Origin of the sequence: Kitasatospora sp. NPDC005748 (assembly GCF_040630735.1) — a bacterium.
Classification (GTDB): Bacteria; Actinomycetota; Actinomycetes; order Streptomycetales; family Streptomycetaceae; genus Kitasatospora.
Map to the genome: position 1 here is coordinate 13,063 of NZ_JBEXYD010000017.1, position 25,397 is coordinate 38,459.

Consider the following 25,397-nt stretch of genomic DNA (forward strand, 5'->3'; position numbering starts at 1 on the left):
CACCGGTTCCACCACGGCGAGCGCCGGCGCCGGGCCCGTCCAGCTGCCGGGTCAGACGTTCTACGTGTCCGACCGGACGTCCGCGGCCCGGCAGTTGGCCGCGCTGCGCGGTCAGGGCCGGACGGCCGAGGCCGACACCCTCGCCGGGATCGCCTCCCAGCCCTCCTCGCAGTGGCTCGTCGACCAGGCCGCCCCGGGCAGCGTCGAGCAACTGAGCCGCCTGGCCGCCGAGGTGGACCGCACCCCGGTCTTCGTCGCGTACAACATCCCGCACCGGGACTGCGGCCAGTACTCGGCCGGCGGCGCGGCCGACGCCGCCGCCTACCGCTCCTGGATCACCGGCGTCGCCGAGGCGATCGGCGACCGCAAGGCCTGGGTGGTGCTGGAGCCGGACGCCGTCGCGCACACCCTGGACGGCTGCGGGGTCAAGGGCGATACCGCCGCCGAGCGGTACGGCCTGCTGGCCTTCGCCGTACAGGAGTTGAAGAAGCGTCCGCAGGTCCGGGTCTACCTGGACGCGGGGAACCCCGGCTGGGCCCAGGACCCGTCGGCGATGGCCGGGGCGCTGAGCAAGTCCGGCGTCGCCGTGGCGGACGGCTTCGCCGTGAACGTCTCCAATTTCTACAGCACCGACCGCGACGCGGCGTACGGCGCCGAACTCTCCACCGCGCTGGGCGGGAAGCACTTCGTCATCGACACCAGCCGCAACGGCAACGGCCCGCTGAGCAGCGAGGCCTGGTGCAACCCGCCCGGCCGCGCGCTGGGCGAGCCGCCCACCGCCGCCACCGGCCGGCCCGGGGTGGACGCGTACCTGTGGATCAAGAACCCGGGTGAGTCGGACGGCGAGTGCGGCCGCGGCGAGCCCCGGGCGGGCGAGTTCTGGCTGCCGTACGCCTTGGGGCTGGTGCGCGGGGGCGGGTAGCCGGGCGGCCGCGCCGGGTGTTCGGGTGCGAGGGGCGCTCGGGCGCGTCGGGTGGTCGGGGCGCCCGGGGATCAGGCGGTCACCTGGATCCAGCGCGCGACCGAGGGGGTGCCGGCCCGGTCCGTCACGAACAGCATGTACCAGCCGGGCGGCAGCAGATCGGGGTTGCCGGGCAGGGTGAGGGCGACCCCGCCGGCCGAGCGCGCGCCGACGTCCAGGGCCACCGAGCGCTGCTCGACGTCGGTCGCGTGGGTGACCGAACTCGGCCGGACCAGCTTGGCGGTGGCGATGCCCGCCGGGTCCGGGGTGCCCACCGTGAGCGTGGTGCCGAGCTTCGCGCCGGCCGGGGCGTCGGTCACCCGCGGCCGCGCGCCGTGGAACAGGTACGGCGGGGTGTAGATCTCGATCCGCTGCTCGAAGGTGCCCGGTTCGGTGTCGGCCCTGTCCGCGAAGAGCGGGTCGGAGCCGAGGACCACCACCCGGCCGTCGGGCAGCAGCAGCGCCTCCGAGTGGTAGTCGCGTCCGACGGTCGGCTCGGCCGCGGCGCTGAAGGTGTTGGTGTCCGGGTGGTAGACCTGCGATTCGAGCAGGTCGCTGCGGTGCTTGCCGCGGTAGTCGCGGGAGCCGCCGGTGGTGAACACGGTGTCGTTCGGCAGGATCACGCTGTTGAGGTAGCGGGTGCCGCCGGCGGGCAGGTCCGGCCCGGGGGTGAAGGCGGGCTTCGGGGCGGAGAGGTCGGCGATGTCGGTGCGCGCGGTGGAGAGCGGTGACTCGCCGACGCCCCCGCCGCCGAGCACCATCACCTTCTGCGCCTGGGCGGGCGGCAGCAGGACGGAGGACGAGGTCTCGGTGAGCGCGGGGTCGCGCAGTCCCGGGACGGGCTGGAAGCTGTTGTCCCGCAAGTCCCAGAGCCCCGGGTCGCGGCCCTGGTCCGCCGGGCCGTAGCCCGCGTTGGAGCCGGAGTAGAAGAGCTTGCCGGAGGCGGTCAGGAAGATCGACGGGTAGGTCGGGAAGTAGCGGTCGGGCGCCTTCGACCAGGTCTTGCGGGCCGGGTCGTAGATCTCGTTGTCGTTGCCGCCGAGGATCTGCCCGGTGTCGTCCAGCCCGGAGACGGTGACCACCCGCCCGTCGCCCAGCCCGGTGAGCGTCGGGTACCAGCGGGCGTACGCCATGTCGGTGACCTGCTCGTACAGCTCGGTGTCCGGGTTGAACTCGAAGGCGGAGCGGATGCCCTGGAAGTCCTGCTTCTCCAGGGTCAGCCGGTCGGCCATGCCGTAGAGGTTGCGGGCGTCGGCGCCGTCCAGGCCCTTGATCGCGTACTGGGCGGGGGAGTCCTCGACGGACCCGGTGCCCGCCGCCACCGCCTCCACGAACACGTGCTGCTCGCCGGCCTTCACCACCGTCCGGTCGCCGGCGCCGGTCTTCGTCGCGGCCGGGACGGTCACCTCGGCGGTGGACAGGTAGGTGTGGCCGCCGGGGCCGGTGAACACCGTGCCCTCGGGGAAGGTGCGGGCCGCGTCCGGGTTCTCGTTGCGCACCCGCATGGTGCCGGCCGCCTTCTTCACGGCGCCGTCCAGCGCCTCGTAGCGCAGGGTGCCGCCGGCCACCAGCAGCCGGCCGTCGGGCAGCGCGGTGTGGCCGCCGCAGAACATGTCCGCCGGGGTCGGGATCCGCCGGTAGGTGTTGGCGGCGGGGTCCCAGAGCAGGCTCTTGAAGGAGCCCGCGTCGAAGCTGCGCCGGCTGTTCCCGGAGCCGGCGATGATCAGCACCTTGCCGGTGCGCAACAGGCTGGCGTGGACGGCGTTGATCCGGAACTCGGCGGGGAGGACGACGGTCTGCCAGTGGCCGTACTCGGCCTTGTAGGCCGGGCGGTTGATCACGTACTGGTGGTACTGCTCGTGGGCGAAGCCGAGGACGGCCGGCGCGTTCATCCCGGCCACGGTCAGGGCGACCGTGCTGCCGAGGGCGAAGCGCCTGGTCCGGCCGGCGTTGCGGATCCTCACGGTGGGTGGTCCCTCCTGCTGCGGCGCGACGACGGGCTGGTTCGACGGGCTGGTTCGACGGACCGGGGCTGAGCGGCCGGGTGTCAGCGGCCGGTGGCGGCGGGCGCCGTGGCCTCGGTGCTCTGCGTGCCGGGGGCGGCCCCGGCACGCTCCCCGGCCCGGGGCTGCCGCGGGACCCTCGGGGCGGCGGCGCCGGTGACCGTGAGCGTGGAGATCGGCCGGGCCCGCCTGCGGCGTACCGCGTCGGCGGCCAGCACGAGCATCGGCAGCAGGCTCAGCAGCAGCGCCAGGCAGGCCCAGGTGCGCATGGCGAGGTGGTCGTGGCCGGTGAAGAACGAGGCCGTGACCGCCCCGCCGAACACCAGCGCCCAGAACAGGTGGACGCGGAACGTCGCCACCCGGTCGGGGCTGGCCGAGTGGCCCTTCGGCGTCACCACGAACCGGCTGCGCCGGCGGAGCAGGGCCTGGAGGAGCGAGGCCGCGTAGATCGGCCCGCACAGCGCCGACATCACCATGCCCGCCACCCCGGACGACCCGGCCGGCTCGTGCGGGCTGACGTTGTGCTTGCGGTTCCAGGTGTAGAGCAGCACCTGGAGGGCGGCGGCGTCGCTGTAGAGCATCATCCAGATCTCCGAGGAGACGTGGACCCCCGAGGCCCCGAAGCCCAGGTAGAGCACGCTCGACACCCCGCCGAACAGCCAGGTCAGCGCCGCCATCGGGTAGAAGCAGACCATCAGCGTGTAGTTGAGCAGCCGGCCGGGCGTCAGCCGCCAGGCGGCCCGCCAGTACTGGGTCAGGAGCGTTTCGTAGGTGCCCCGGCTCCAGCGGAGCTGCTGGGAGAAGAAGTCCGTCCAGGAGGAGGGGCCCTCGCCGACCGCCAGGACGTCCGGGGTGTAGACCGACCGCCAGCGCGCCCCGGTGGCCGGGTTGCGGCGGCGGTGGAACTCCAGCCCGGTCGCCATGTCCTCGGTGATCGAGTCGGACAGCCCGCCGATCGACCGCAGCGCGCCGATCCGCACCGCGTTGTTGGTGCCGACGAACATCGGCGCGCCGTAACGGTTGCCCGCCCGCTGGATCAGCGCGTGGAACAGGAACTGCTGGCTCTCGGAGAACCGGGTGACCGCCGAACCCGAGCTGCGGTAGTTCCCGTACACCTGCGGGCCGACCACGAACGCCACGTCCTCGTCCCGGAAGTACCCCAGCATCCGCTCGCCGAACTCGGGGAGCGGGACGTGGTCGGTGTCCACCGAGAGCCAGAAGTCGTAGGCGGCGCCGTGGGCCTGGAGCCAGCTGTTGTAGTTGCCGTGCTTGCTCCCGGCGCGGAACCGCCCCTCGGGCCGGTTCCACGGCCCGATCCCGCGCCGGCTGAAGTGCCGCACGCCCAGGTGGGCGCAGAGCGCGCGCATCGCGGGATCGTTCCCCTCGTCGAGCAGCCAGACGTCGTACGGTCCGTCGTGCCGGACGGCGAGCGCGGCGACCAGTGTGGTGCGCACCAGCTCCGGCGGCTCCTTGCCCGGTACGCAGGTGGTGAGGAACGCGACCCGGGTGCCCGGTTCGGGCGTGACCGGCACGGGGTCGCGGGCGACCAGCGTGGCGTGGGTGTTGGAGACGACGTTGACCAGGCGGAACAGCTCGACGACCGCGATGATCGTGACCATCGCCTTGTCGGCGATCAGCAGCCAGGCGTGCGTCTCGCCCGGCCGGACCGGCCAGTGGCCTGGGAGCAGCAGCCAGACCAGCAGCACCGACTCGACCGCCGGGGCGGCCAGCAGGAGCAGCGCGGCCCGGATCCGGTGCGGCTCCCGGCGCAGCAGGCTCCGGTAGCGGACGCGGTAGGGGCCGGGGGCGTCGCCGTCGTCGCCCGGGGTGGTGGCCGGACCGGCGAGCCGGCTGAAGTGGGCGTAGTCGTACGGGGCTTCGGGGACGGCCAGGGAAGCACCGGGCGCGCTCTCCTCGCGCGGGCGCCGCGAGAACTGCTTGACCAACTGTGGCTCCCCCCGTGGCCGGCCGCTCGGGCCGGCTCGATCGTGCGTGCTCCGACCGGAGGTGTGCGATCCGATGCCCAGTGGCTGTGCCTGGGCGTCCTGGAAGGCCGCTCCCCCCGGAGCCTGGCCTTCGAAGCGGGGCGCCGCCCGGGCGACTGCGGTGTCGCCGGGCGGATCCCGGGCGGCTCCCGGGCGGCATCGGTGAAACGTGTACGACCGATCATCGCGCGCGGTCGTCCGGCCACTTCGAAGGCGGGGTCCCGGCGCGCTCTCCGGACTCCCTTCCGGGTGCGCGGGACCTTCTGGCTGCCCCAACTCTCCCGGAGGGTTGACGTGATCGCAACCAGTCCTCGAAACGATCATCGCGCCGGGGTGAGGATATGACGATTCCCGGCCATGCGGCCCGAGTTGGTGTGATGAGGGGATGATTCCTGCCTCGCGTACGCGGGCCGGTCTGACGGAGGAGCGGAGGCCGGACCGCCGTACGGGTGGTCCGGCCTCCGTGCGGGTCCCTCGGTCAGGACGGCGGCAGCAGGGCCGTGCCGGTCGCGGCGCGGACCTCGTCGAACGAGACGCCCGGCGCCGTCTCGACCAGGCGCAGCCCGCCGGGCGTGACGTCGACGACGGCCAGGTCGGTGACGATCCGGTTGACGACACCCCGCCCGGTGGCCGGGAGCGAGAGCTCCTCGACGATCTTCGGCGAACCGTCCCGGGCGGTGTGCTCCATGACCACGATCAGCCGGCGGGCGCCGTGCACGAGATCCATCGCCCCGCCCATGCCCTTGACCATCTTGCCCGGGATCATCCAGTTGGCGAGATCGCCGGCGGCCGAGACCTGCATCGCGCCGAGCACCGAGACGTCGATCCGACCGGACCGGACCATGCCGAAGGAGAACGCCGAATCGAAGTACGAGGCGCCGGCGGTGACGGTCACGGTCTCCTTGCCCGCGTTGATCAGATCGGGGTCCTCGGTGCCCTCCAGGGGGTACGGGCCGACGCCGAGGACGCCGTTCTCCGAATGCAGCACCACCCGCACGCCCGGGGGGAGGTGACCGGGGATCAGGGTCGGCAGGCCGATCCCCAGGTTCACGTACTGGCCGTCCCGGAGCTCCCGCGCGGCCCGCGCGGCGAGCGCGTTCCGGGCCTCGGCAGCGCTCCGGGCGTCCGCGTCGGAAGCGCTCCGGGCGTCCGGGGCGTTCCGGGATTCGGGCGCCCGGCCCGGGGCGGCGACGGACCGCGGGGCGGCGGCGAAGGTCTCGGCGGTCATCGGCTCAGGCCTCCTGGAGCGCGGTGCGGACGGTGCGGCGCTCGACGCGGCGGTCGGCGGGATCGGCGAGGACCAGGCGGTCGACGTACACCCCGGGCAGGTGGACGGCGTCCGGCTCCAGCACGCCCGGTTCGACGATCCGGTCGGCCTCGACCAGCGTGGTCCGGCCGGCCGTGGCGCAGAGCGGGTTGAAGTTGCGGGCGGCGGCGTGGAACACGCAGTTGCCGTGCCGGTCCGCGACCTCGGCGCGGACCAGCGCGAAGTCGGCGGTGACGGCCTCCTCCAGCAGGTAGCGGCGCCCGCCGAACTCCCTGACCTCCTTCGGCGGCGAGGCCAGCGCCACCGAACCGTCCGCGCCGTAGCGCCAGGGCAGCCCGCCCTCCTCGACCTGGGTGCCGACCCCGGCCGGGGTGAAGAACGCGGGGATGCCCGCGCCCCCGGCGCGCAGCCGTTCGGCGAGGGTGCCCTGCGGGGTCAGCTCCACCTCCAGCTCGCCGGAGAGGTACTGCCGGGCGAACTCCTTGTTCTCCCCGACGTAGGAGGAGGTCATCCGGGCGATCCGGCCGGCCCGCAGCAGCAGGCCGAGCCCCCAGTCGTCCACCCCGCAGTTGTTGGAGACGACGTGCAGGCCGGTGGCGCGGGTGGCGGCCAGGGCGCCGATCAGGGTGCTGGGGATGCCGCAGAGGCCGAAGCCGCCGACGGCCAGCACCGCTCCGTCGGGGATGTCCCCGACCGCTTCGGCGGCGGAGTCCAGGACCTTGTCCACAGGGTCACCTCGTGAGGGGGAGGGGGAGGAGGAACGCCCCACCACCGTCCCCGAGCGCGGGGCACGGCGACCATGTCGCCCGGCCCCACGCCGGTGCGCGGACACATGGCCGGCGCCCACACCCCGCACGCCCGCGCCCGGGGGTCCGCTTACCGCGCCCGCGCCCCGGGCGTCCGCTTACCGCGCCTCAGGAGTCGGTCACCCGGCGGCGCCGAGGAAGGTCCCCCACCCGCCGGCCGGGGCCTGCCCGACGTTCAGCGAACGCAGCTTGCGGATGGTGGACTGGTCCTGGACCTCCAGCCATTCGACCAGCTGGCGGAAGGAGACCAGCCGGACCTCCGGCTTGCCGGCGATGGTCTTGAGCGTCTCCTCGACGGCGTCCATGTAGATCCCGCCGTTCCACTGCTCGAAGTGGTTGCCGATGAAGAAGGGCGCGCGGTTGCCGTTGTAGGCCCGGTCGAACCCGGCCAGGTAGGAGTCCCGGGCCTGGGAGCGCCAGTCGTCGTACTTCGCCGGGTCGCCCTTGGTGCTGCCGGCCGACTGGTTGGCGAGGATGTTGTAGTCCATCGAGAGCACCTGGAACGAGTGCCCGGGGAACGGGATGCTCTGCAGCGGGAAGTCCCAGACCTTGCCGTCCTGCACCTTCTGCGGCCATATCTGGAGGCCGCCGGAGGAGCTGGCGTCGTACTTCCACCCGAGGGCGGCCGCGGTCGGCAGCAGGGCCTTCTGCCCCTCCAGGCACGGGGTCCGCCCGCCGATGAGCTCCTTCTTGTAGTCGAAGGGGAGCGGGTCGACGTCGGTGAAGCCGGTGTTGGTGCGCCACTGGGTCACGAAGGAGACCGCCTGGTCGATCTCGCTCTGCCAGTCCTCGGGCGTCCACTTGTTGACGCCGTTGCCGTCCGAACGGGTCGAGCAGAAGTGCCCGTTGAAGTGGGTGCCGATCTCGTGGCCGGCCAGCCAGGCCTGGCTGATCAGCTTGATCGTGCTCTTCACCGCGCCGTCCGAGAGGTACGGGATGTCGGACGCGCCGACCGAGTGCTTCGGCGGGTGGTACAGCTCGGCCTTGCCCTTGGGGAGGGTGTAGATCCCGGAGAGGAAGAAGGTCATGGCGGCCTTGTGTTCCTCGGCCAGCTTGAGGAAGCGGGGGAACTGGTTGTCGTCGGTGCCGCCGGCGCCGTCCCAGGAGAAGACCACGAACTGCGGCGGCCGCTCACCGGGCTTGAGCTTCTCCGGCTTGGGCTGGTTCGGCTGGGGGCCGGTGTCGGACGTGGAGCCGTCCCCGATCGGCGTGCCCTTGGCGCCCCCCTTGGTCGGCGTACCGGTCACCGCCGGCCCGCCGGTGCCGGTGCCGGTTCCGGCGCCGCCGGGGGCGGAGGAACTCGATCCTGAACCCGATCCGCTGCTGGAACACGCCGCCGCCGCCCCGAGCGCGACGGTCGCGGCGGTGGCGCTGAGCACGGTCCTGCGCGAGATGCTGGTCATGGTCTCCCCTGGGTGCCGCCGGCCGGGTCGAAGGGCGCCAGTGGGCCGCACCGGTCATATCGGGTAATTGATATGTAATACGCCGTTAGCATGGCATGTGGACGCGGAAGGCATCAAGGAAGAAGAAGTCCCCGAGGTCCAACAACAGCCAACACGCCTACCCGGCATCGACCGGCTGCAACGGCCGGCCTTCTGTTGCGGTCCTGTGACGTTTTGCACGCTCTTGGGGGATCGGCTCCCGGCGGGGCCGGGCGGGCGGTCCTCCGCGCGCTGTACCGGAACCGCGAACTCCGGTACGCCGCGGGGCCGGCGCCGCAGGGGCGGAGGCCGGAGTGAGAGTTGGGGCGGAGGCTGCACGGGCGCGGCACCGCGCGTCGACGACGCTGCGGTGCCGTAGGAGCCCTCGACGCGGTTCCGCGCCCACGCCGGTGCGGCGCGGCGTCAGGTGATGACGAGCCGGCGGTTGCGCCGCACGATCCGGGCGATCGCGGTGCTGATCACGGTCGCGGCGGCGCAGGAGACCGCGAGGCTCAGCCAGGCGGTGTCGAACCAGTGGCTGTTGAGCCAGCCCAGCGTGACGATGTAGGCGGCCCAGACCAGGGCGGCCAGGGCAGACCAGCGCAGGAAGCGGTGCGGCTCGGCGGGGGAGTGCCCGATGGCCAGGTCCAGCACGGTCCGGCCGGCCGGCACGAACCGGGCGACCACCACCATGGCGGCCGCGGCCCCGGTGGTGCGCCCGTCCAGCGCCTGCTGGACCCGGGCCACGCTGGCCGCCAGCTGCGGCCGGTGTTCGAGCCGTCGCTGCAGCGAGGGGGCGCCCCGGCGGGCCAGCCGGAGCAGCAGGAGGTCTCCCAGGAAGGAGGCGATCGCCACCCCGAACCCCAGTACCACCGGAGCGCCGTCTATCTGGGCCGTCTTGAGCACGGCCAGGATGACCAGCGTCCCGCTGGGGATGAAGGGGAGAAAGGCGTCGCCGAGTACGGCGCAGAGAGCCAGGGCGCAGATCCATGAGGATCCGATCACCGTCGCGATGTCCAAGTCAGGTACTCCCTCCAGGCTGCCCGGGGGAGCAGATGGCTGCAGGGGACAACGCTAGCGCCTCGACTTTTCATGCCATGAAGCACCCCGGCTGTGCTCGGCCTCACACGACGCGAGCCCCTGGAGCGGGGTGCCGTTCCAGGGGCTCGCGGGGATCGATCGGTGCTGGTCCAGCCCGACGACCTTGCAGGTGGGAGTGGATCCCGTTGGGTGATCCGCTCTGCGTCCTAGCCTGCCGGACGCCGCCCGCCCGTCGCGAGCCCTGCGGCTGGCGACTTCCCGCGCTGGCGTGAAGTCGCCACACGTGTTCGCGCGCTGGCTCTGAGTCAGCCGAACGGTCGGTAGGCGGGTGGTCGCACGGTGGAGCCGGGGAGCGGGAACACCCGGCCCGGCGGCGTGGTTGACCCCCCTTGGCAGTGGCGGGGCCGCGGACGAGGTGCGCGGCCGTTCCAGACGCCACACGGACACCGGCAGGACGGCCAGGAGGGCGGACGGCATGACCACCGACGACCAGCAGGAGCGCGGGCCCGGACCGCGGAGCCACGCGGCGATCCGGGGCACCGCCCGGGGCTCGGCGCCCGCGCCGCTCTCCATCCTGGACCTGGCCACCGTGGGCGCCGGCTACACCCCGGCCGAGGCGCTGGCCTCGACCACGGCCCTGGCCCGCAGCGCCGAGGAGTGGGGCTACCACCGGTTCTGGGTCGCCGAGCACCACGGCATGCCGGGCGTCGCCAGCTCGACGCCCGCCGTCCTGCTCGCCCACCTCGGGGCCCACACCACGACGCTGCGGCTCGGGTCCGGGGGCGTGATGCTGCCCAACCACGCGCCACTGGGGATCGCGGAGCAGTTCGGCCTCCTGGAGGCGCTGCACCCCGGCCGGATCGACCTCGGGCTCGGCCGCGCCCCCGGCACCGACCCCGCGACCGCCCGGGCGCTGCGGCGCGGCCTCGCCGAGGGGGCCGACGACTTCCCCCAGCAGCTCTCCGAGCTGACCCACTTCCTCGACGGCGACTTCCCGGACGGCCACCCCTACGCCCGGCTCGCGGCCGTTCCCCGGAGTGCCGGCCGGCCGCCGATCTGGCTGCTCGGCTCCTCCGGCTTCAGCGCCCAGCTGGCCGGCCGGCTCGGTCTGCCGTTCGCCTTCGCCCACCACTTCAGCAGCACCAACACCATCCCGGCCCTCGACCTCTACCGGTCGTCCTTCCGCCCCTCGGCCGTGCTCGCCGAGCCGTACGCGCTGATCGGGGTGAACGCGGTCGCGGCCGACGACCGGGAGGCCGCCCGCAGGCTCGCGCGCTCCTCGGCGCTCGGCATGCTGCGCCTGCGCCGGGGGAACCCGGGCCCGATCCCCACCCCCGAGGAGGCGGAGAGCTACCCGTACAGCCCGGTGGAGGCCGACTTCGTGGACGACTGGCTGGGCAACGTCGTCCTCGGCTCGCCGGGCGAGGTCGCCGACGGGCTGGAGTCGCTGCGCAAGCGGACGGGGGTGGACGAACTGATGGTCACCTCGCACATCCACGGCCACGAGGCCAGGCACCGCTCGTACGGGCTGATCGCCCGGGCCTACGGGCTCACCGGCGAGGCGGCCGCCGGCGCCTGAGCCCGCCGGCGGGTCCGGTTCCCGGCCCGGCCGGCCCCCGACCAGGGGCGCGGCCGGGCCGTCGTCATGACGTGGCCGGCCGCGGGCGGCGCTCGCGGAGTATCGCGGCGACGTGCTCCGCCTCCCCGGGCTTGGCGAAGTACCAGCCCTGCGCGGTGTCGCAGCCGGTGAGTCGCAGCCGTTCGGCCTGCGCCGCGCTCTCGATCCCCTCGGCGGTCACGGTCAGCCCGAGCGTGTGGGCCAACTGCACCATGGCGCCGACGATCTGCTCGTCGGCGTCGCTCCGGCGGGAGCCGGCCCCGGGGAGGCCGGTGCGGCCGGCCGGGTCCGGGTCGCGGAAGCCCTCGATGAAGGTGCCGTCCAGTTTCAGGACGTGCACCGGCAGCCGGGAGAGGTAGGCGAGGTTGGAGTAGCCGGTGCCGAAGTCGTCGATGGCGATCCGGACGCCCATGTCGGCGAGGGCCTGCAGGGACTGCAGCGGCCGCCCGCCGGGGCCGAGCAACGCGCTCTCGGTGATCTCCAGTTGCAGGAGCCGGGCCGGCAGGCCGGAGCTCTCCAGGGCCCGGGCCACGTCGGCGACCACGTCGGAGTCCCAGATCTGACGGGCGGCCAGGTTGACGCTCACGAAGGTCTCGTTGTCCGGGAACTCCGTGAGCCAGCGCCGGGCTTGGCGGCAGGACTCCTCCAGCACCCAGGTGCCCAGCGGCACGATCGCGCCGGACTCCTCGGCGAGCGGGATGAAGCGGTCGGGCGAGAGCGTCCCGTAGCGCGGGTGGCGCCAGCGGACCAGGGCCTCGGCACCGTGCACGGCGCCGTCGGCGAGGCCGACGAGCGGCTGGTACTCGACGGTGAACTCGCCGCGCTCCAGGGCCGGACGGAGCGCGGTGGCGAGCAGCTGACGGGTCAGCTGGTGGGCGCCCCGGTCCGGGTCGTAGAGGGTCCAGCGGGCCCGGCCGTCGGCCTTCGACCAGTACAGCGTGGAGTCGGCGTCCTTGACCAGGTCGGCGGGCGTGGTCTCGTGCACCGACCGTTCGACGACGCCGACGCTGGCGGTGACCGCCAGCCGGTGCCCGGACACGTCGAAGGGGCGTTCCAGCGCTTCGAGGAGCCGGGTGGCCAGTTCGGTGAGCTGCTCGCTGCCCCGGCTGTCGGCCACCAGGACGGCGAACTCGTCGCCGCCCATCCGGGCGACCAGGTGGGAGCTGTGGTCGGAGACGCCGTGCCGGAGCCGGGCGGCGACCGCGATCAGCAGCTGGTCGCCGATGTGGTGGCCGAGGGTCTCGTTGATCGCGGCGAAGCCGTCGAGGTCCAGGTAGCAGACCCCGACCCGGCGGCCGTCCGGCCGGTCCGCCGCCGTCTCCGCGGTCTCCGGCGCGGTCGCGGTGATCCCGGCCGTGAGGCAGGCCGCGTCGAGCCGGTCGAAGAAGAAGGTCCGGTTGGGGAGCCGGGTCAGCGGGTCGTGCAGCGCCTGGTACTCCAGGCGGTCGCCGAGCCGGCGCTGTTCGGTGATGTCCTCGACCATGGCGAGCGTGTACTGCGGGTTGCCGGCGCCGTCCCGGATCAGGGAGATGGTCACCTTGCTCCACACCGTGCGGCCCTCGCGGTGCTTGAGCTGCTTCTCCACCCGGACGCGTTCGCGGTCGCCGCGGACCAGCTCGGGGAAGAGCCGGTCGGGCATGCCCTCCGGGTCGATGATGTCGTGGATGTGGGTGCGGACCAGGTCGACGACCCCGCAGCCGACCAGGGTGGCGAAGGCCGGGTTGACCTCGATGATGCGGTCGTCGGGGTCGAGCAGCGCCATGCCGATCCCGGCGTCGCAGAAGGCGGCCCGGAACCGGGACTCGCTGGCGCTCAGCGCGGCCAGCAGGCGGTCGGTGCTCCCGGGCGTGGGAGCGGGACCGGCCGGGTCGGCGGGCCGGTGCGTTCCGTCGGCGAGCGGGGCCGAGCAGGTGGGACAGCGGGCGGCGCCCGCCGCATCGTCGGCCCCCGGCCCCCGTCCTGACCCCGCGTCGGACGCGCCGTCCGACGGGGCACCGGGTGCCCCGTCGGTGCCCCGGGCCGGGCGGAGGTTCGGAAAGGTGAGGTGGTGGTGCTGGTGCGGTTGTTCGTGCCGCACGCTTGGGTGTGCGTCGGCCCCCTCGTTCTGGCCCGGCACGGCATGCTCCCGTCCGCTGCTGACGCTTGATGCTGGTCAGGCCGGTCGCCTGGAACTGCGGCGGCCGGCTCCCGCGCCCTGTCGAGGTCCTCACGGTCCGGTGCGCAACGCTCGCTGTGGAGCGTTCGCGTGGGGGATCCGCGTGAAGAACAGGGCGCTGCGGCCGATCATAGGACGCGGCGGCAACACGCGGTGACCGCCGCCAGGGTGATTTGCCTGCTTTCACGGCATCTGAGGTGGTACATGCAGACGCCCCCGGTACACATCACATGATGTGCGCCAGGGGCGTGTGCTCCACAAGTGCGCCCCGGGCGCTTGTCGAGCGCTGGGAGCGCGCTGCCGGGGAGCGGCGGGCGGCGGTGCGTCAGGCCAGCGTGGCCGTCAGGGTGATGGTCGTCCCGGTCAGGGCCTGGCTCACCGGGCAGTTCGCCTTGGCGTCCTCGGCGGCCTTCACGAAGCCCGCCTCGTCGAGGCCGGGCACCTCGCCGACGACGGTCAGGTGGATGCCGGTGATGCCGGTGCCGGGCTGGAAGGTGACGTCCGCCTTGGTCTGCAGCTTGGTGGGCGGGTTGCCCGCGCCGGTGAGGCCGTGCGAAAGGGCCATCGAGAAGCACGCGGAGTGCGCGCCCGCGATGAGCTCCTCCGGGCTGGTCTTGCCGTTCGGCGTCTCGGCGCGCGCCGGCCAGGAAACCGGGAACTCGCCGATGCCGGACGAGTCGAAGGTCACCAGACCCTTGCCGTCGAGCAGGCTGCCGTCCCATTCGGTGTGCGCGGTGCGAGTGGTTGCCACGATCGGTACCTCCATTACTGGGGGACTGCCGTCCCGTCACTTCCGGTCATGCCGCGCACCAGCCTACGGGCAGGCCGGGGGGCGATCACGGGTAACGCTCCAGGGCGCCGCACCCGGCGGCGGCCGGTCCGGCCGCCGGCCGGCAACGGCCCTGGCCGGGCGGCCGATCCGCGGTCCGGCCACCGGTCCGGCCGGCGTCCGGATCGTGGACGGCTGAGCCGAATGGTGCGGATGCGCGGCGAGCGCCCTGTTAGATTTGCCCGGGCCCGAGCCCCGGCCGACGGACGGTCGGGTGCCCACCCCCAGAGAGCCGCGGAGCCGCCCCGATGACGGATCACCCCACGACCCCCGAGACCGGACCGTCCGACGGGATCGACGACGCCGTCCGGGCCGAGCTGACCAGCCTGCGCGAGAGCATCGACAACATCGACGCCGCGGTGGTCCACATGCTGGCGGAGCGGTTCAAGGCGACCCAGCGGGTCGGCCGGCTCAAGGCCGAGCACAAGCTGCCCCCGGCCGATCCGGCGCGGGAGCGCGACCAGATCCGCCGCCTGCGGGAGCTGGCGGCCGGCGCCCACCTGGACCCGGTGTTCGCGGAGAAGTTCCTCACCTTCATCATCGCCGAGGTCATCCGCCACCACGAGGCCATCGCCCGCGCCTGACCGCACCGGCCCGCGCTTCCTCGCGTTCCTTCGTGTCCCTCCGCTCCTCCCCGCGTTCCGGCGCCCGCGCCGGCCCCGGCGGGACGGGTCCGCGATGTCTGGCACGGGTAAAAGCGCGATTTCGCGTGGCTTCCCGGGTGGCGTAGCGTGCAGGTTCCCCCAGCCGGAGAGGTGGAGCAGCGACGATGGCGGTGAACCTGCCCGAAACGCACGGCGATGCCGGGAGCGCTCAGGCCCCGGCCGCCGGCCCCGGACGCGGCGCCGACGGTGCTCCCGGTGGCCGGGCGGAAGCCCGCCGGGCGCGGTCGCGCAAGGCGTCGAGGGGCGGCAAGGGGCCCAGGAGCCCGAAGGCCCGCCGGTCGGGGCGCCGCCCGCGGCCCTGGTGGATCGAGATCCCGGTGATGGCCGCGGTCGGGCTGCTGGTCGCGCTGCTGATCAAGACCTGCCTGTTCCAGGTGTTCATGATCCCGTCCGGGTCCATGGAGAACACCCTGCGGATCGGCGACCGGGTCGGCGTGAACAAGCTCGCTCCGCTCACCGGCTGGGAGCCGGAGCCCGGCCAGCCGGTGGTGTTCAAGGACCCGGGCGACTGGCTGCCGCCCCAGCCGACCGACGGGAACCCGGTCACCCGGGCCGTGGGCTCGGTGCTGGGCTTCGTCGGCCTGGTGCCGCCGAAGGACGACAACTACCTGGTCAAGCGGGTCATCGCGACCGGCGGCCAGACCGTGCAGTGCTCCGGCACCACGCTGACGGTCGACGGGGCGAAGGTGGACGAGCCCTACCTCCACCCCGGCGACGACTCCTGCGCGGGGCTGGACTTCGGTCCGGTGACCGTGCCCCAGGGGTACGTCTGGGTGGAGGGCGACCACCGGAGCGACTCCGCCGACTCGCGCTACCACCAGCGGGGCCCGGGCGGCGGCGCCGTACCGGTGGACAACGTGGTCGGGCCGGTGTCGGCCGTCGTGTGGCCGCTCAGTCACCTCGACTGGTTCGGCTGGGTCGGCCGCTGACCACGGCGGTTCCCCGCTCCCCGTCGTCCGGGGCCCCGGCGGTCCGCGCCGGGCGCTCGCCGGGCGCGGTAGCCCCCGCCTCCGCCCCCGTCAGGTCGTCCGTCGGTGCCGCGACCTCCACCGGTGCCGCGGCGGGGGACGGCTTGCTCGCCTGGGCCGCGAACGCGCCTGCCAGCACCAGCAGGCCGCCGGCCGTCTGGGGCAGGCCCAGGTGCTCGCCGAGCAGGACCCAGGCCAGCACGGTGGCGACGACCGCCTCCAGGTTGGCCACCACCCCGGCGACCGGCGGCGACAGGTGCCGGACGGAGACCACCCCGGTCAGGTAGGCGAGCACGGTCGCGACCAGGACCATCCAGGCGGCCGGGAGCAGTGCGGGCAGCGAGTGCCCGTTCATCACGACCTGCCCGCCGAGCAGCCCCCAGTCGGCCTCCCAGGGGCGGGTGAGGACGGTGAGCACGACCGCGCCGATCAGCAGCCCGAAGGCACTGACGGCGATCGGGTCGACCGGGCGGTCGCCCCGGCTGCCGGCGTCGGCCAGCACGAAGTAGCCGACCTGGCAGCAGGCCGCCCCGAGGGCGAAGAGCACGCCCAGCGCGTCGAAGCCCAGGCCGTTCCAGACCTCCACCACGCAGGCCAGACCGGCCACGGCCACCCCGGCGCCGACGGCGGCGCCCCGGCTGATCGGCTTGCGCTGGACGAACTTCACGTAGCCGATGAGCAGCGGCGGTCCGAGGTACTCGATCAACAGGGCGACGCCGACCGGGATCCGGGAGATCGCCGCGAAGTAGCAGGCCTGGACGCCGGCGACGGCGAGCAGCCCGAAGCCGATCAGCAGGCCGGGCCGGCGGAGCACGGCGGCCCGGTGGCGGTAGGCCAGCGGGAGCAGGACCACGGCGGCGCCGGTCACCCGGAGCCAGACCACGTGCAGCGGTGAGAGTCCCGCCTCGATCAGCGGCTTGGCGGCGGTGCCGGAGCCGCCGAAGGCGAACGCGGAGACCAGGGCGAGGGAGAGGCCGAGAGTTCTGCCCGGAGCGTGGCCGGTCAGGGGCTTTGAGCTGTGCACCGAGGCATTGTGACAGTCATACCGCCGATTCGGTAAGGCGCCATTTCGTCATTTGGTCCTGCACTGAACTGTGCGCAGTGGCGGGGTCCGCCACGGTGGCCGCCCTGCCGCGGGAACGCGGAACGGGCCCGGAGCGGAGCCGGGTGGCTCCGCTCCGGGCCCGTCGGACGACGACGCCCGCGGCCGGCTACTGCCCGGTGCCCGCGCCGGCCCCCGCCGGCGACCCCGCGCCCGTGCCCGAACCGGACCCCGTGCCCGTCCCCGTGCCGCCCGAAGGCTGGGGCGCGGTGGTCGGCCCGGTGGTCGGGGCCGTGGTGGGCCCGGTGGTCGGCTGCGGCGACCGGGTGGGCCGGCCGGTCGGCTGGGAGGTCGGCTGCTGGGTCGGCTGCTGAGTCGGTGCGGTGGTCGCGCCACCGGACCGCGAGCCGTCCTGGTCCGTACCGGCGGAGCCGCCCGGGCCGCCCGGCGTGCCGGTCGGGCCGGAGCCGTTGCCCGCGCCGCCGGACGTCCCGCCGGTCGCGCCGCTCCCGGGCGTGGCCGACGGCGAGGCCGACCCGGACGGCGACGGCGAGCTGTCGGCGGTGCCGGCCGTGCCGCCGCCGCCCGACCAGTCCTTGCCCGAGGGCTCGGCGAAGTCGGTGACCGGCTGCCCCTTGAGCGCGGCCTTCATGTAGCTCGTCCAGATCTGCGCGGGGTACTGGCCGCCCGCCGCGCCGTCGATCCCGCCGGTACCGCTGAGGCTGACCTGGGCGCCGCTGCCCGGGTCCTGGCCGAACAGCGCCACCGAGGTCACCAGCTCGGGGGTGTACCCGACGAACCAGACCGACTTCTGGTCGTCCGTCGTCCCGGTCTTGCCGGCGACCGGGCGGCCCAGCGACTTCGCCCGCCAGCCGGTGCCGCCCGGGTCGCTGACGACGCCCTCCAGCATCGAGGTCACCTGGCGCGCGGTCTCCTCGCCGACCGCCTGGGTGGTCTTGTGGGCCGGCAGCGCGAGCGCCTCGCCCTCGCGGTCCACCGACTGCACCAGCCACGGGGTGATCTGCTTGCCGCCGTTGTCCAGCGTGGCGTACACGCCGGCCATGTCGAGCACGCTCGGGGTGGCGGCGCCGAGCGGGATGGACGGCACCGGGTCGAGCCCGGGGGTGTTGCTGGGCAGGCCGAGCGCGACGGCGGTGTCGCGGACCTTCTGCAGGCCGGTGTCCTGGGCGAGCTGGGCGAACACCGAGTTCACCGACCAGTCGGTGGCCTGCTGCAGGGTGACCTGGCCGTAGCTCTTGTCGCCCTCGTTCGGCGGCGCGTACGGGGTGCCCTTGCCGCCGCGGACCTTGCGCCCGCTGGTGCCGTCGTAGACGGTGCGCGGGGTGACGGTCTGGCCGGACTGGGTCTTGGCGCCGTTCTCCAGGGCCGCCGCCAGGGCGATCGCCTTGAAGGTGGACCCGGCCTGGTAGTCCCGGCGGGTGGCGTTGTCCACGTAGTGCTTGGTGTAGTCGACGCCGCCGTAGAGGGCGACCACGGCACCGGTCCTCGGGTCGACGGAGACGGCGCCGGCCTGGGCGTTCGCGTCCTTCTTCCGCTTGTCCGGGTCGAGGGTGTCGTGCAGCTGCGCCTGGACCGAGTCCTGGAGGGCCTGCTGGCGCGCCGGGTCGACGCTCAGCTTGATGGTGTAGCCGCCCTTGGCCAGCTCGGACTCGGTGATGACGTTGTTGGCGGTGAGGTACTCGGTCGCCGCGTTGACCAGGTAGCCGGCCTGACCGGAGAGGCCGAGCTGGGCCTGCGGGCCCTTGACGTCGGGGAAGGCGGTGGCGGCCCGCTCCTCGGCGGAGAGCCAGCCCTCCTTCACCATGCCGTCCAGGACGTAGTTCCAGCGGTTGACCGCGTTCTGCTTGCCGGCCGGGGTGGCGGTGGCCACGTCGTAGGCGCTCGGGGCGTTCAGCAGGGCGGCCAGGTAGGCGCCCTGCGCCGGGTCGAGCGCGGCGGCGTCGACACCGAAGTACTGCTGGGCGGCGGCCTGGATCCCGTAGGCGCCGCGCCCGTAGTACGAGGTGTTGAGGTAGCCGGACAGGACGGCGTCCTTGGTCTCGGTGGCGTCCACCTTGATCGCTATGAAGAGTTCCTTCACCTTCCGGGTGACGGACTGCTTCTGGTTCAGGTAGGTGTTCTTCACGTACTGCTGGGTGATCGTCGAGCCGCCCTGGGTGCCCTCGCCCTTGGCCGTGTTGACGGCGGCGCGGACCAGACCGGACACGTTGACGGCGCCCTCGTGGTAGAAGTTGCGGTCCTCGGCGGCCAGCGCGGCGTGCTGGGCGGCGGGGGAGACCTTGTCCAGGCCCACGTTCTGCCGGTTGGTCTGGCCGGTCCGGGCGACCACCGAGCCGTCCTGGTAGAGCCAGGTGTTGCTCTGGGCGGTCGCGGCGGCGTGCGCGTCCGGCACCTTCACCAGGGCGATGCCCAGGGCGAACAGGCCGACGCCGAGCAGCAGCGCGGCCGCGAGGCCGAGCAGGCTCATCCGCCAGGTCGGGATCAGCCGGCGCCAGCCGGTGCGCTTCGGGCGGCGCGGCCTGCGGCCGCCGGCCGGACCCTCCGGCGAGCGCTTCAGGCGCTCCACCGGGCGGAGCCCGAGGGACGGCGTGCGTCGGCCGCTCCGGGTGTTTGGGGACAAAGCGGCAGCCTTTCCTGCGGGCGAACCGTGCGGCCAGCACAAAACGGGAATGTCGACGGTTGGGGACGTTTGCCCCCGTTTCCGGTGTACAGCCCAGGACGTGCCGAGCGGGCCGGTTGGCTCCGCCGAAGCGGCAAGCGAGACCGACATCACACGCAAAACGGACGTCGAAGGGCAAAAAATCAGGGAGCCTCTCGCGACTGCGAGAGGCTCCCCAAGTGTCTGTGCGCCGCCAGGGACTCGAACCCCGGACCCGCTGATTAAGAGTCAGCTGCTCTAACCAACTGAGCTAGCGGCGCCTGCTGACCTGGAGAACAATACACGGTCCGGGCGGGTGCCCCGAACCACCGGGGGCGAAGGACCCGTCCACCCCCGGCACGGCGCCCGTTTCCGCCCGGTTGGGGCGGATTTTGTGCCCGGCTAGGCTGGGAACGTGCCCAGCTCCCACCCCGGCCGCCGGGGGACACGGCTCGCCCTCGCCGCCCTCGCCGCGCTGCCGCTCCGGTCGGCGGGCGAGGGGGTGGAACCGCGATGACCGGACCGGAGGCCCGCGGCTCCGCGATGTTCCTGCGGGTCGACGGGACGCCCCTGCACGTGCGCACCGAGGGCGGCGGACCGGTCTGCCTGCTCACCGGGGGGCTGGGCAGCAGCTGGTTCGACTGGGACCTCGTGGTGCCTTTCCTCACCCCCTACCGGACGGTGGTCCGCTTCGACCGGCCCGGGTACGGGCTGAGCGCCTCCGAGCCCGCCAGCCGGCCCGCCCCGACGGCGGCGGGGGAGGCGGCCCGCATCCGGGGCGTGCTGGACGCGCTCGGACTGCGCGAGCCGTGCACGGTGGCGGGCCACTCGCTGGCGGGGTTCCACGTCGAGGCCTTCGCGCGGCTCCACCCGGGCCGGACGGCCGGACTGGTCCTGCTGGACGGCAGCGTCGAGCCGGACCCGCGGCCGCTGCCGGCCCCGGGGCTGCGCGACCTGGCGGCCCGCGCGGTCGCGGGCGCGGCCACGGCCGTCGCGGCGCCGTACCTGCTCGGGCCCACCGTGCGCGGGCTGGTCGCCCGGGCGACCACCGTCCGCCACGAGGACCTCGCCCCGGCGCCGCTGGTCCGGCACTGCTACCGGACCGGGCGCGCCCTGCGCGCCCTGCTCCGGGAGAACGCGTGCTACCTCGACATGGCCGCCGAACTGGACGAACTGCGGGGCATCGCACCGCTGCCGCCCGGACTGCCGGTCACCGTGCTCGCCGCCGACGACGGGTGCCGCGGCAGCCGCACCCGGGCCCGGCTGGCCGAGCAGCGCGGTCTCGCCGCGCTGCTCGGGGGCGACTTCCGCAGCACGGCCCCGGCCGGGCACCTGCTGATGTTCGACCGCCCGGACGCGGTGGCCTCGGCGATCCTGGACACCCGCTGAGCCCCGCGCCGGAGCCTCCCGGCGCAGGCCCCGGAAACGCCTCAGGCCGCCCACCGGAGTGGACGGCCTGAGACCTTGCCATGTGCGCCGCCAGGGACTCGAACCCCGGACCCGCTGATTAAGAGTCAGCTGCTCTAACCAACTGAGCTAGCGGCGCCTGCTGACCCGCACGACATTACACGGAGTCCGGCCGATCTGCCGAATCGAGACGATCCGGTCACGCCCGGTGACGGTCGGCGCCGCCGGGTGCCACTACTCCGGGTAGTGGCAGGCCGCCTGGTGGTCCAGGTCCGGCCCGGGGCCGGTCAGCGGCGGGGCCTCGGCCTCGCAGCGCTTCCGCGCCGCGGCTTCGAGCCCGGCGTAGACGGGGCAGCGGGTGCGGAACGGGCAGCCGGTGCGCCGCGCGGTCGGCGAGGGCGGGTCGCCGGCCAGCAGGATGCGGCTGCGGGCCCGCTCGGCGGCCGGGTCCGGCAGTGGCACGGCGGAGAGCAGCGCCCGGGTGTACGGGTGCCGGGGCCGCTCGAAGACGGCGGAGACCTCGCCCTGTTCGACGGTCCGCCCGAGGTACATCACGCTCACCCGGTCCGCGAGGTGCCGGATCACCGACAGGTCGTGCGAGACGAAGAGGTAGGACAGGCCCAGCTCGGCCTTGAGCGACTGGAGCAGGTTGAGCACCCCGGCCTGGATGGAGACGTCCAGCGCGGAGACCGGTTCGTCCAGCACCAGCAGCTTCGGCCGGACGGCCAGGGCCCGGGCGATCGAGATCCGCTGGCGCTGTCCGCCGGAGAACTGGTGCGGGTAGCGGACGGCGTGCGCCGGATCCAGGCCGACCTGCCGCAGCAGTCCGGGCACCCGGCGGCCGATCTCCGCACGGTCGGTGCCCTGGGCCCGCAGCGGTTCGGCGACGATGTCACCGATCGGCATCCGGGGGTCGAGGCTGGCCATCGGGTCCTGGAAGACGATCTGCAGGTGGGACCGCATCCGGTGGGCGGCCGAGCGGGAGAGCCCGGCGGTGTCCTGCCCGAGTAGCTCGATCCGGCCCGACTCCGGCTTCGCGAGCCGCAGCAGTTCGAACAGGGTGGTGGACTTCCCGGAGCCGGACTCGCCGACCAGGCCGAGCGTCTCGCCCTGCCGGATGTCCAGCTCGACCCCGTCCACGGCGTAGACCTCGCCGATCCGGCGCTTGAAGACGGTGCCCTTGAGCAGCGGGAACGTCTTGGTGAGGCCGCTGACGGAGAGCACCGCCGGGCGCTCCCCGCGCGGCCCGGACACGGCGGCCGCGGCCGGTGGCACCGGGGGCAGGGGGTAGACCTCGGCGGGCGCGGGCCGGCGTTCGGCCAGTTCCCCGGCCCGCACGCAGGCGGCCAGGTGCGCCTCCTCGGCACTCCCGCCGGACGCCGCCGGTCCGCCCAGGTCCGGTTCCGCCGTCCGGCACCGCTCCTCGACCAGCGGGCAGCGCGCGGCGAACGGGCAGCCGGGCGGCAGTTCGGCCATCGGCGCGGGGGCGCCGGGGATCGGCACCAGCGGTCCGCCCCGGCCGTCCAGCCTCGGCACCGCGCCGATCAGGCCCAGCGTGTAGGGGTGGCGGGGCGCGGCGAAGAGTTCGTCCACGCCGGCCGTCTCGACCACCCGGCCCGCGTACATCACGGCGACCCGGTCGGCCATCCCGGCGATCACTCCGAGGTCGTGGCTGACCAGGACGAGCGCGGCGCCGGTCTCGCGCTGGGCGGTGCGCAGGACGTCGAGCACCTGGGCCTGGATGGTGACGTCCAGGGCGGTGGTGGGCTCGTCGGCGAGCAGGATGTCGGGGTCGTTGGCGATGGCCATGGCGATCATCGCGCGCTGGCGCATCCCGCCGGAGAACTCGTGCGGGAAGCTGTCCAGCGCGCGGTCCGGGGCCGGGATGCCGACCAGGTCGAGCAGTTCGGCGGCCCGTTCGCGGGCGGCCTGCTTGTCGAGGCGCTGGTGGATCCGGAGCGCCTCGACGATCTGGTCGCCGATCCGGTAGACGGGCGTGAAGGCGGAGAGCGGGTCCTGGAAGACCATGGCGACCCGGCTGCCGCGGATGGCGGCGAGCTCACGTCCTGGCAGGCCGACCAGCTCCCTGCCGTCCAGGGCCACCGAGCCCCGGACCCGGGCGGTGCCCGGCAGCAGTCCGAGCACGGCCAGGGCGGTCACGGACTTGCCGGAGCCGGACTCGCCGACGATGCCCAGGGTCTCGCCTCGGCGCAGGCTGAGGTCGACGCCGCGGACGGCGGGGACGGTGGCGCCGCGCGGTCCGGTGAAGTCGACCCGCAGGTCGCGGACGGCCAGCAGCGGGGTCTCGACGGTGGTGGTCACGTTCTTCCGCGCTTCCTACGAGTCCTACGAGGGGTCCGGGCGACCTCGGTGGTCGGGTCGAGGGCGTCGCGCAACCCGTCCCCGATCAGGTTGACGGCCAGGACGAAGAGCACCAGCAGCCCGGCGGCGAAGTAGAACAGCCAGGGGAACACCGGGGCGTCGCTGGTCCCGGCGGCGAGCAGGGTGCCGAGCGAGACGTCGGGGGCCTTCACGCCGAAGCCGAAGTAGGAGAGCGCGGTCTCGCTCATCACGGCGCCGCCGACCGCGATGGTGGCGTCGATGATGAGGAAGGAGGCGACGTTCGGCAGGACGTGCCGGGTGATGACGCGCAGCGGCCGTACCCCCATGAACTGTGCGGCGCGGACGAATTCGCGCTCGCGCAGCGAGATGGTCATCGAGCGGACCACCCGGGCGGTGATCATCCAGTTGAAGAGGGCGAGCAGCAGCACGAAGGCGAGCCAGCCGGTGCCCTTCAGCCGGGGCGAGATGATCGTGATGATCAGGAAGCTGGGGAAGACCAGCATCAGGTCGACCAGGAACATCAGCACCCGGTCGGTCCAGCCGCCGAAGTACCCGGCGCAGGCACCGACCAGGGAGGCCAGCACGGTCGAGAAGAGCGCCACCAGCAGGCCGATCACCAGGGACTTCTGCAGTCCGCGGACGGTCTGCGCGAAGACGTCCTGGCCGACCCCGTTGGTGCCGAACCAGTGGCTGCCGGAGGGGGGTTGGCGCAGGGCGGTGTAGTCGGGGGTGGCGTAGTCCCAGGGGGTGAGGTACTGGCCGCCGAAGGCGAGCGCGAACAGCAGCAGGACGACGACGGTGCCGGCCACCGCCCAGCGGGCGGCGAGCAGCCGGGCCAGGACGAGCCGGCCGCGGCCGGCCGCCGCGGGGGCGCCGACGGGCGGGGCGGCGACGCCCGGTGCGGCCGCGACGGCGGGTAGGTCGAGCGCGCCCGGGGCGCCCGCGACGAGCGGCAGCACGGGTGCGGCCGGTGCGGCGGGTGCGGCGGGCGGAGCGGGTACGGCGGAACCGGTGGACCGGGCGGGCTCGGCGGGCTCGGCGGGTTCCGTGGTGACGGCGGTCATGGCGGCTCTCCTCCGGTCAGGACCGCACGCGCGGGTCGAGGGCGGCGTGCAGGGTGTCGGCGAGGAAGCCGGAGGCGAGCACCACCACCGCGGCGAACAGGTTCACGGCGACGACCGAGTTGACGTCCTGTTCGTTGATGGACTGGATGAACCACTCGCCCATCCCGTGCCAGCCGAAGATGGTCTCGGTGAAGGCGGCGCCGGTGAAGATGCCCAGGAAGCTGTAGGCGAACATCGTCGACATCGGGATCACCGCCGTCCGCAGCCCGTGCTTGACCAGGGCGCGGCCGCGGGTGAGGCCCTTGGCCTCGGCGGTGCGCAGGTAGTCGGAGCCGAGCACGTCGAGCATGGTGCCGCGCTGGTAGCGGCTGTAGGTGGCGAGGCCGCCGAGCGCCAGCGAGAGGGTGGGCAGCAGCAGGTGCAGCGCCCAGTCGCCGAGGTGGGCGCCGATCCCGCCGGCCAGCCCGGGGGTCTCGTAGCCGGTGAAGGGGATCACCTCGTGGCCGGCGACGTCCTTGGCGGCGATGGCGCCGTTCTTGAGGAAGAGCGCGACCAGGAAGACCGGGGTGGAGAGCATCACGAAGGAGAAGACGGTGAGCAGCCGGTCGGATATCCGGTACTGGCGCACCGCGCTCCAGGCCCCGGCGGCCACGCCCAGGGCCATCCCGAGCAGGCTGCCGATGAGCAGCAGGCGCAGTGACACCCAGATCCGCCGGCCGAAGTCGTCCGCCACCGGGGTGTCGTGGATGGTGCGCCCGAGGTCCCCGTGGAGCAGGTCGCCGGCCCAGCGGCCGAAGCGCTCGACGACGGGGGTGCGGTCGTTCAGGTTGAGGTCGGTGAGCTGGCGCTCGACCGAGGCGGCGGCCGGTCGCGGCACCTTGGCCTCGAAGTAGGCGCGCGGCTGGAGGGCGGCGGCGGACAGCGCGTACGCCAGGAACACGGCGGCTATCAGCAGCACCGCGTAGTAGCTGAGCCGCTTCGCCAGGTAGCGGAGCATCAGCGGCCGCCCGGGGTGGGGGCGGGGCCGACGCGTGGGGTGGGCATCGGTGGGTGGCCTTCGGTCGGTGGCCCTGGTGGAGCCGTCGGGGAATGTCCAGGTCAGGAGTGTTGCACCGGCTCAAGGCCGGGGTGTTGCGGCAGTGTTGCCGTCCGTTTCGTTTGGA

At 73.7% G+C, this 25,397-nt stretch carries 18 protein-coding genes and 2 tRNA genes; 5 read left to right on the forward strand and 15 right to left on the reverse strand.

Annotation, left to right across the window (positions count from 1 at the left end; genetic code table 11):
- Positions 1 to 64 precede the first annotated feature (64 nt).
- Positions 65 to 922, forward strand: coding sequence for a glycoside hydrolase family 6 protein (locus ABZ495_RS15415; protein ID WP_359836214.1), 858 nt, complete (start codon positions 65 to 67; stop codon positions 920 to 922).
- A gap of 71 nt (positions 923 to 993) precedes the next feature.
- Here the strand turns inward: ABZ495_RS15415 and ABZ495_RS15420 are convergent, their stop codons facing one another.
- From ABZ495_RS15420 to ABZ495_RS15445, 6 genes are all read right to left on the reverse strand, one after another.
- Entirely contained in the window at positions 994 to 2,853 is a 1,860-nt protein-coding gene (locus ABZ495_RS15420) for a galactose oxidase-like domain-containing protein (protein WP_359836411.1), read from the reverse strand.
- A 155-nt stretch (positions 2,854 to 3,008) separates the two neighbouring features.
- The gene (locus ABZ495_RS15425) at positions 3,009 to 4,856 is read right to left on the reverse strand and encodes a glycosyltransferase family 2 protein (RefSeq protein WP_359836413.1); all 1,848 of its coding nucleotides are present in this window, start codon (positions 4,854 to 4,856) and stop codon (positions 3,009 to 3,011) included.
- A 571-nt stretch (positions 4,857 to 5,427) separates the two neighbouring features.
- The gene (locus ABZ495_RS15430; protein ID WP_359836216.1) at positions 5,428 to 6,177 is read right to left on the reverse strand and encodes a 3-oxoacid CoA-transferase subunit B; all 750 of its coding nucleotides are present in this window, start codon (positions 6,175 to 6,177) and stop codon (positions 5,428 to 5,430) included.
- 4 nt (positions 6,178 to 6,181) lie between these two features.
- A complete protein-coding gene (locus ABZ495_RS15435; RefSeq protein WP_359836217.1) occupies positions 6,182 to 6,943 on the reverse strand; it encodes a CoA transferase subunit A in 762 nt (253 codons plus the stop codon).
- A 198-nt stretch (positions 6,944 to 7,141) separates the two neighbouring features.
- The gene (locus tag ABZ495_RS15440) at positions 7,142 to 8,425 is read right to left on the reverse strand and encodes a hypothetical protein (protein ID WP_359836219.1); all 1,284 of its coding nucleotides are present in this window, start codon (positions 8,423 to 8,425) and stop codon (positions 7,142 to 7,144) included.
- A gap of 441 nt (positions 8,426 to 8,866) precedes the next feature.
- Positions 8,867 to 9,463, reverse strand: coding sequence for a hypothetical protein (locus ABZ495_RS15445; protein WP_359805003.1), 597 nt, complete (start codon positions 9,461 to 9,463; stop codon positions 8,867 to 8,869).
- A 496-nt stretch (positions 9,464 to 9,959) separates the two neighbouring features.
- Between ABZ495_RS15445 and ABZ495_RS15450 the strand changes: the two genes are divergently transcribed.
- Positions 9,960 to 11,063, forward strand: coding sequence for an LLM class flavin-dependent oxidoreductase (locus tag ABZ495_RS15450; RefSeq protein ID WP_329487787.1), 1,104 nt, complete (start codon positions 9,960 to 9,962; stop codon positions 11,061 to 11,063).
- A 64-nt stretch (positions 11,064 to 11,127) separates the two neighbouring features.
- On the opposite strand, the gene ABZ495_RS15455 is transcribed toward ABZ495_RS15450, so the two are convergent.
- Together ABZ495_RS15455 and ABZ495_RS15460 are read right to left on the reverse strand one after the other, a co-directional pair.
- The gene (locus ABZ495_RS15455) at positions 11,128 to 13,179 is read right to left on the reverse strand and encodes an EAL domain-containing protein (RefSeq protein ID WP_359836221.1); all 2,052 of its coding nucleotides are present in this window, start codon (positions 13,177 to 13,179) and stop codon (positions 11,128 to 11,130) included.
- A 403-nt stretch (positions 13,180 to 13,582) separates the two neighbouring features.
- On the reverse strand, positions 13,583 to 14,008 hold the full coding sequence (locus ABZ495_RS15460) for an OsmC family peroxiredoxin (protein WP_352295645.1): 426 nt from the start codon (positions 14,006 to 14,008) through the stop codon (positions 13,583 to 13,585).
- A gap of 326 nt (positions 14,009 to 14,334) precedes the next feature.
- Here ABZ495_RS15460 and ABZ495_RS15465 point away from each other — a divergent pair, with 326 nt between their 5' ends.
- Positions 14,335 to 14,670 carry a chorismate mutase gene (locus tag ABZ495_RS15465; protein ID WP_329487784.1) on the forward strand — a complete coding sequence of 112 codons (336 nt, stop codon included), beginning with the start codon at positions 14,335 to 14,337 and terminating at the stop codon, positions 14,668 to 14,670.
- A 185-nt stretch (positions 14,671 to 14,855) separates the two neighbouring features.
- The gene (lepB, locus tag ABZ495_RS15470) at positions 14,856 to 15,680 is read left to right on the forward strand and encodes a signal peptidase I (RefSeq protein WP_359805009.1); all 825 of its coding nucleotides are present in this window, start codon (positions 14,856 to 14,858) and stop codon (positions 15,678 to 15,680) included.
- Here the strand turns inward: lepB and ABZ495_RS15475 are convergent.
- The 3 genes from ABZ495_RS15475 to ABZ495_RS15485 all read right to left on the reverse strand — a co-directional run bounded on the left by ABZ495_RS15475 (position 15,643) and on the right by ABZ495_RS15485 (position 19,701).
- Positions 15,643 to 16,743, reverse strand: coding sequence for a DMT family transporter (locus ABZ495_RS15475; protein ID WP_359836222.1), 1,101 nt, complete (start codon positions 16,741 to 16,743; stop codon positions 15,643 to 15,645). The genes lepB and ABZ495_RS15475 overlap by 38 nt on opposite strands.
- Before the next feature lie 187 nt (positions 16,744 to 16,930).
- Positions 16,931 to 19,348 carry a transglycosylase domain-containing protein gene (locus tag ABZ495_RS15480; RefSeq protein ID WP_359836224.1) on the reverse strand — a complete coding sequence of 806 codons (2,418 nt, stop codon included), beginning with the start codon at positions 19,346 to 19,348 and terminating at the stop codon, positions 16,931 to 16,933.
- 279 nt (positions 19,349 to 19,627) lie between these two features.
- Positions 19,628 to 19,701: transfer RNA gene (locus ABZ495_RS15485), tRNA-Lys, on the reverse strand.
- Between the two features lie 232 nt (positions 19,702 to 19,933).
- On the opposite strand from ABZ495_RS15485, the gene ABZ495_RS15490 reads away from it, so the two are divergent.
- The gene (locus ABZ495_RS15490; RefSeq protein ID WP_359836226.1) at positions 19,934 to 20,809 is read left to right on the forward strand and encodes an alpha/beta hydrolase; all 876 of its coding nucleotides are present in this window, start codon (positions 19,934 to 19,936) and stop codon (positions 20,807 to 20,809) included.
- An 83-nt stretch (positions 20,810 to 20,892) separates the two neighbouring features.
- On the opposite strand, the gene ABZ495_RS15495 is transcribed toward ABZ495_RS15490, so the two are convergent.
- From ABZ495_RS15495 to ABZ495_RS15510, 4 genes are all read right to left on the reverse strand, one after another.
- A tRNA-Lys gene (locus tag ABZ495_RS15495) sits at positions 20,893 to 20,966 on the reverse strand.
- 95 nt (positions 20,967 to 21,061) lie between these two features.
- Entirely contained in the window at positions 21,062 to 23,149 is a 2,088-nt protein-coding gene (locus ABZ495_RS15500) for an ABC transporter ATP-binding protein (RefSeq protein ID WP_359836228.1), read from the reverse strand.
- A complete protein-coding gene (locus ABZ495_RS15505; protein ID WP_359805019.1) occupies positions 23,146 to 24,234 on the reverse strand; it encodes an ABC transporter permease in 1,089 nt (362 codons plus the stop codon). The genes ABZ495_RS15500 and ABZ495_RS15505 overlap by 4 nt, the downstream gene beginning before the upstream one ends.
- 16 nt (positions 24,235 to 24,250) lie before the next feature.
- Complete coding sequence (locus tag ABZ495_RS15510; protein ID WP_329487777.1) at positions 24,251 to 25,231, reverse strand: ABC transporter permease; 981 nt, start codon at positions 25,229 to 25,231, stop codon at positions 24,251 to 24,253.
- Positions 25,232 to 25,397 lie beyond the last annotated feature (166 nt).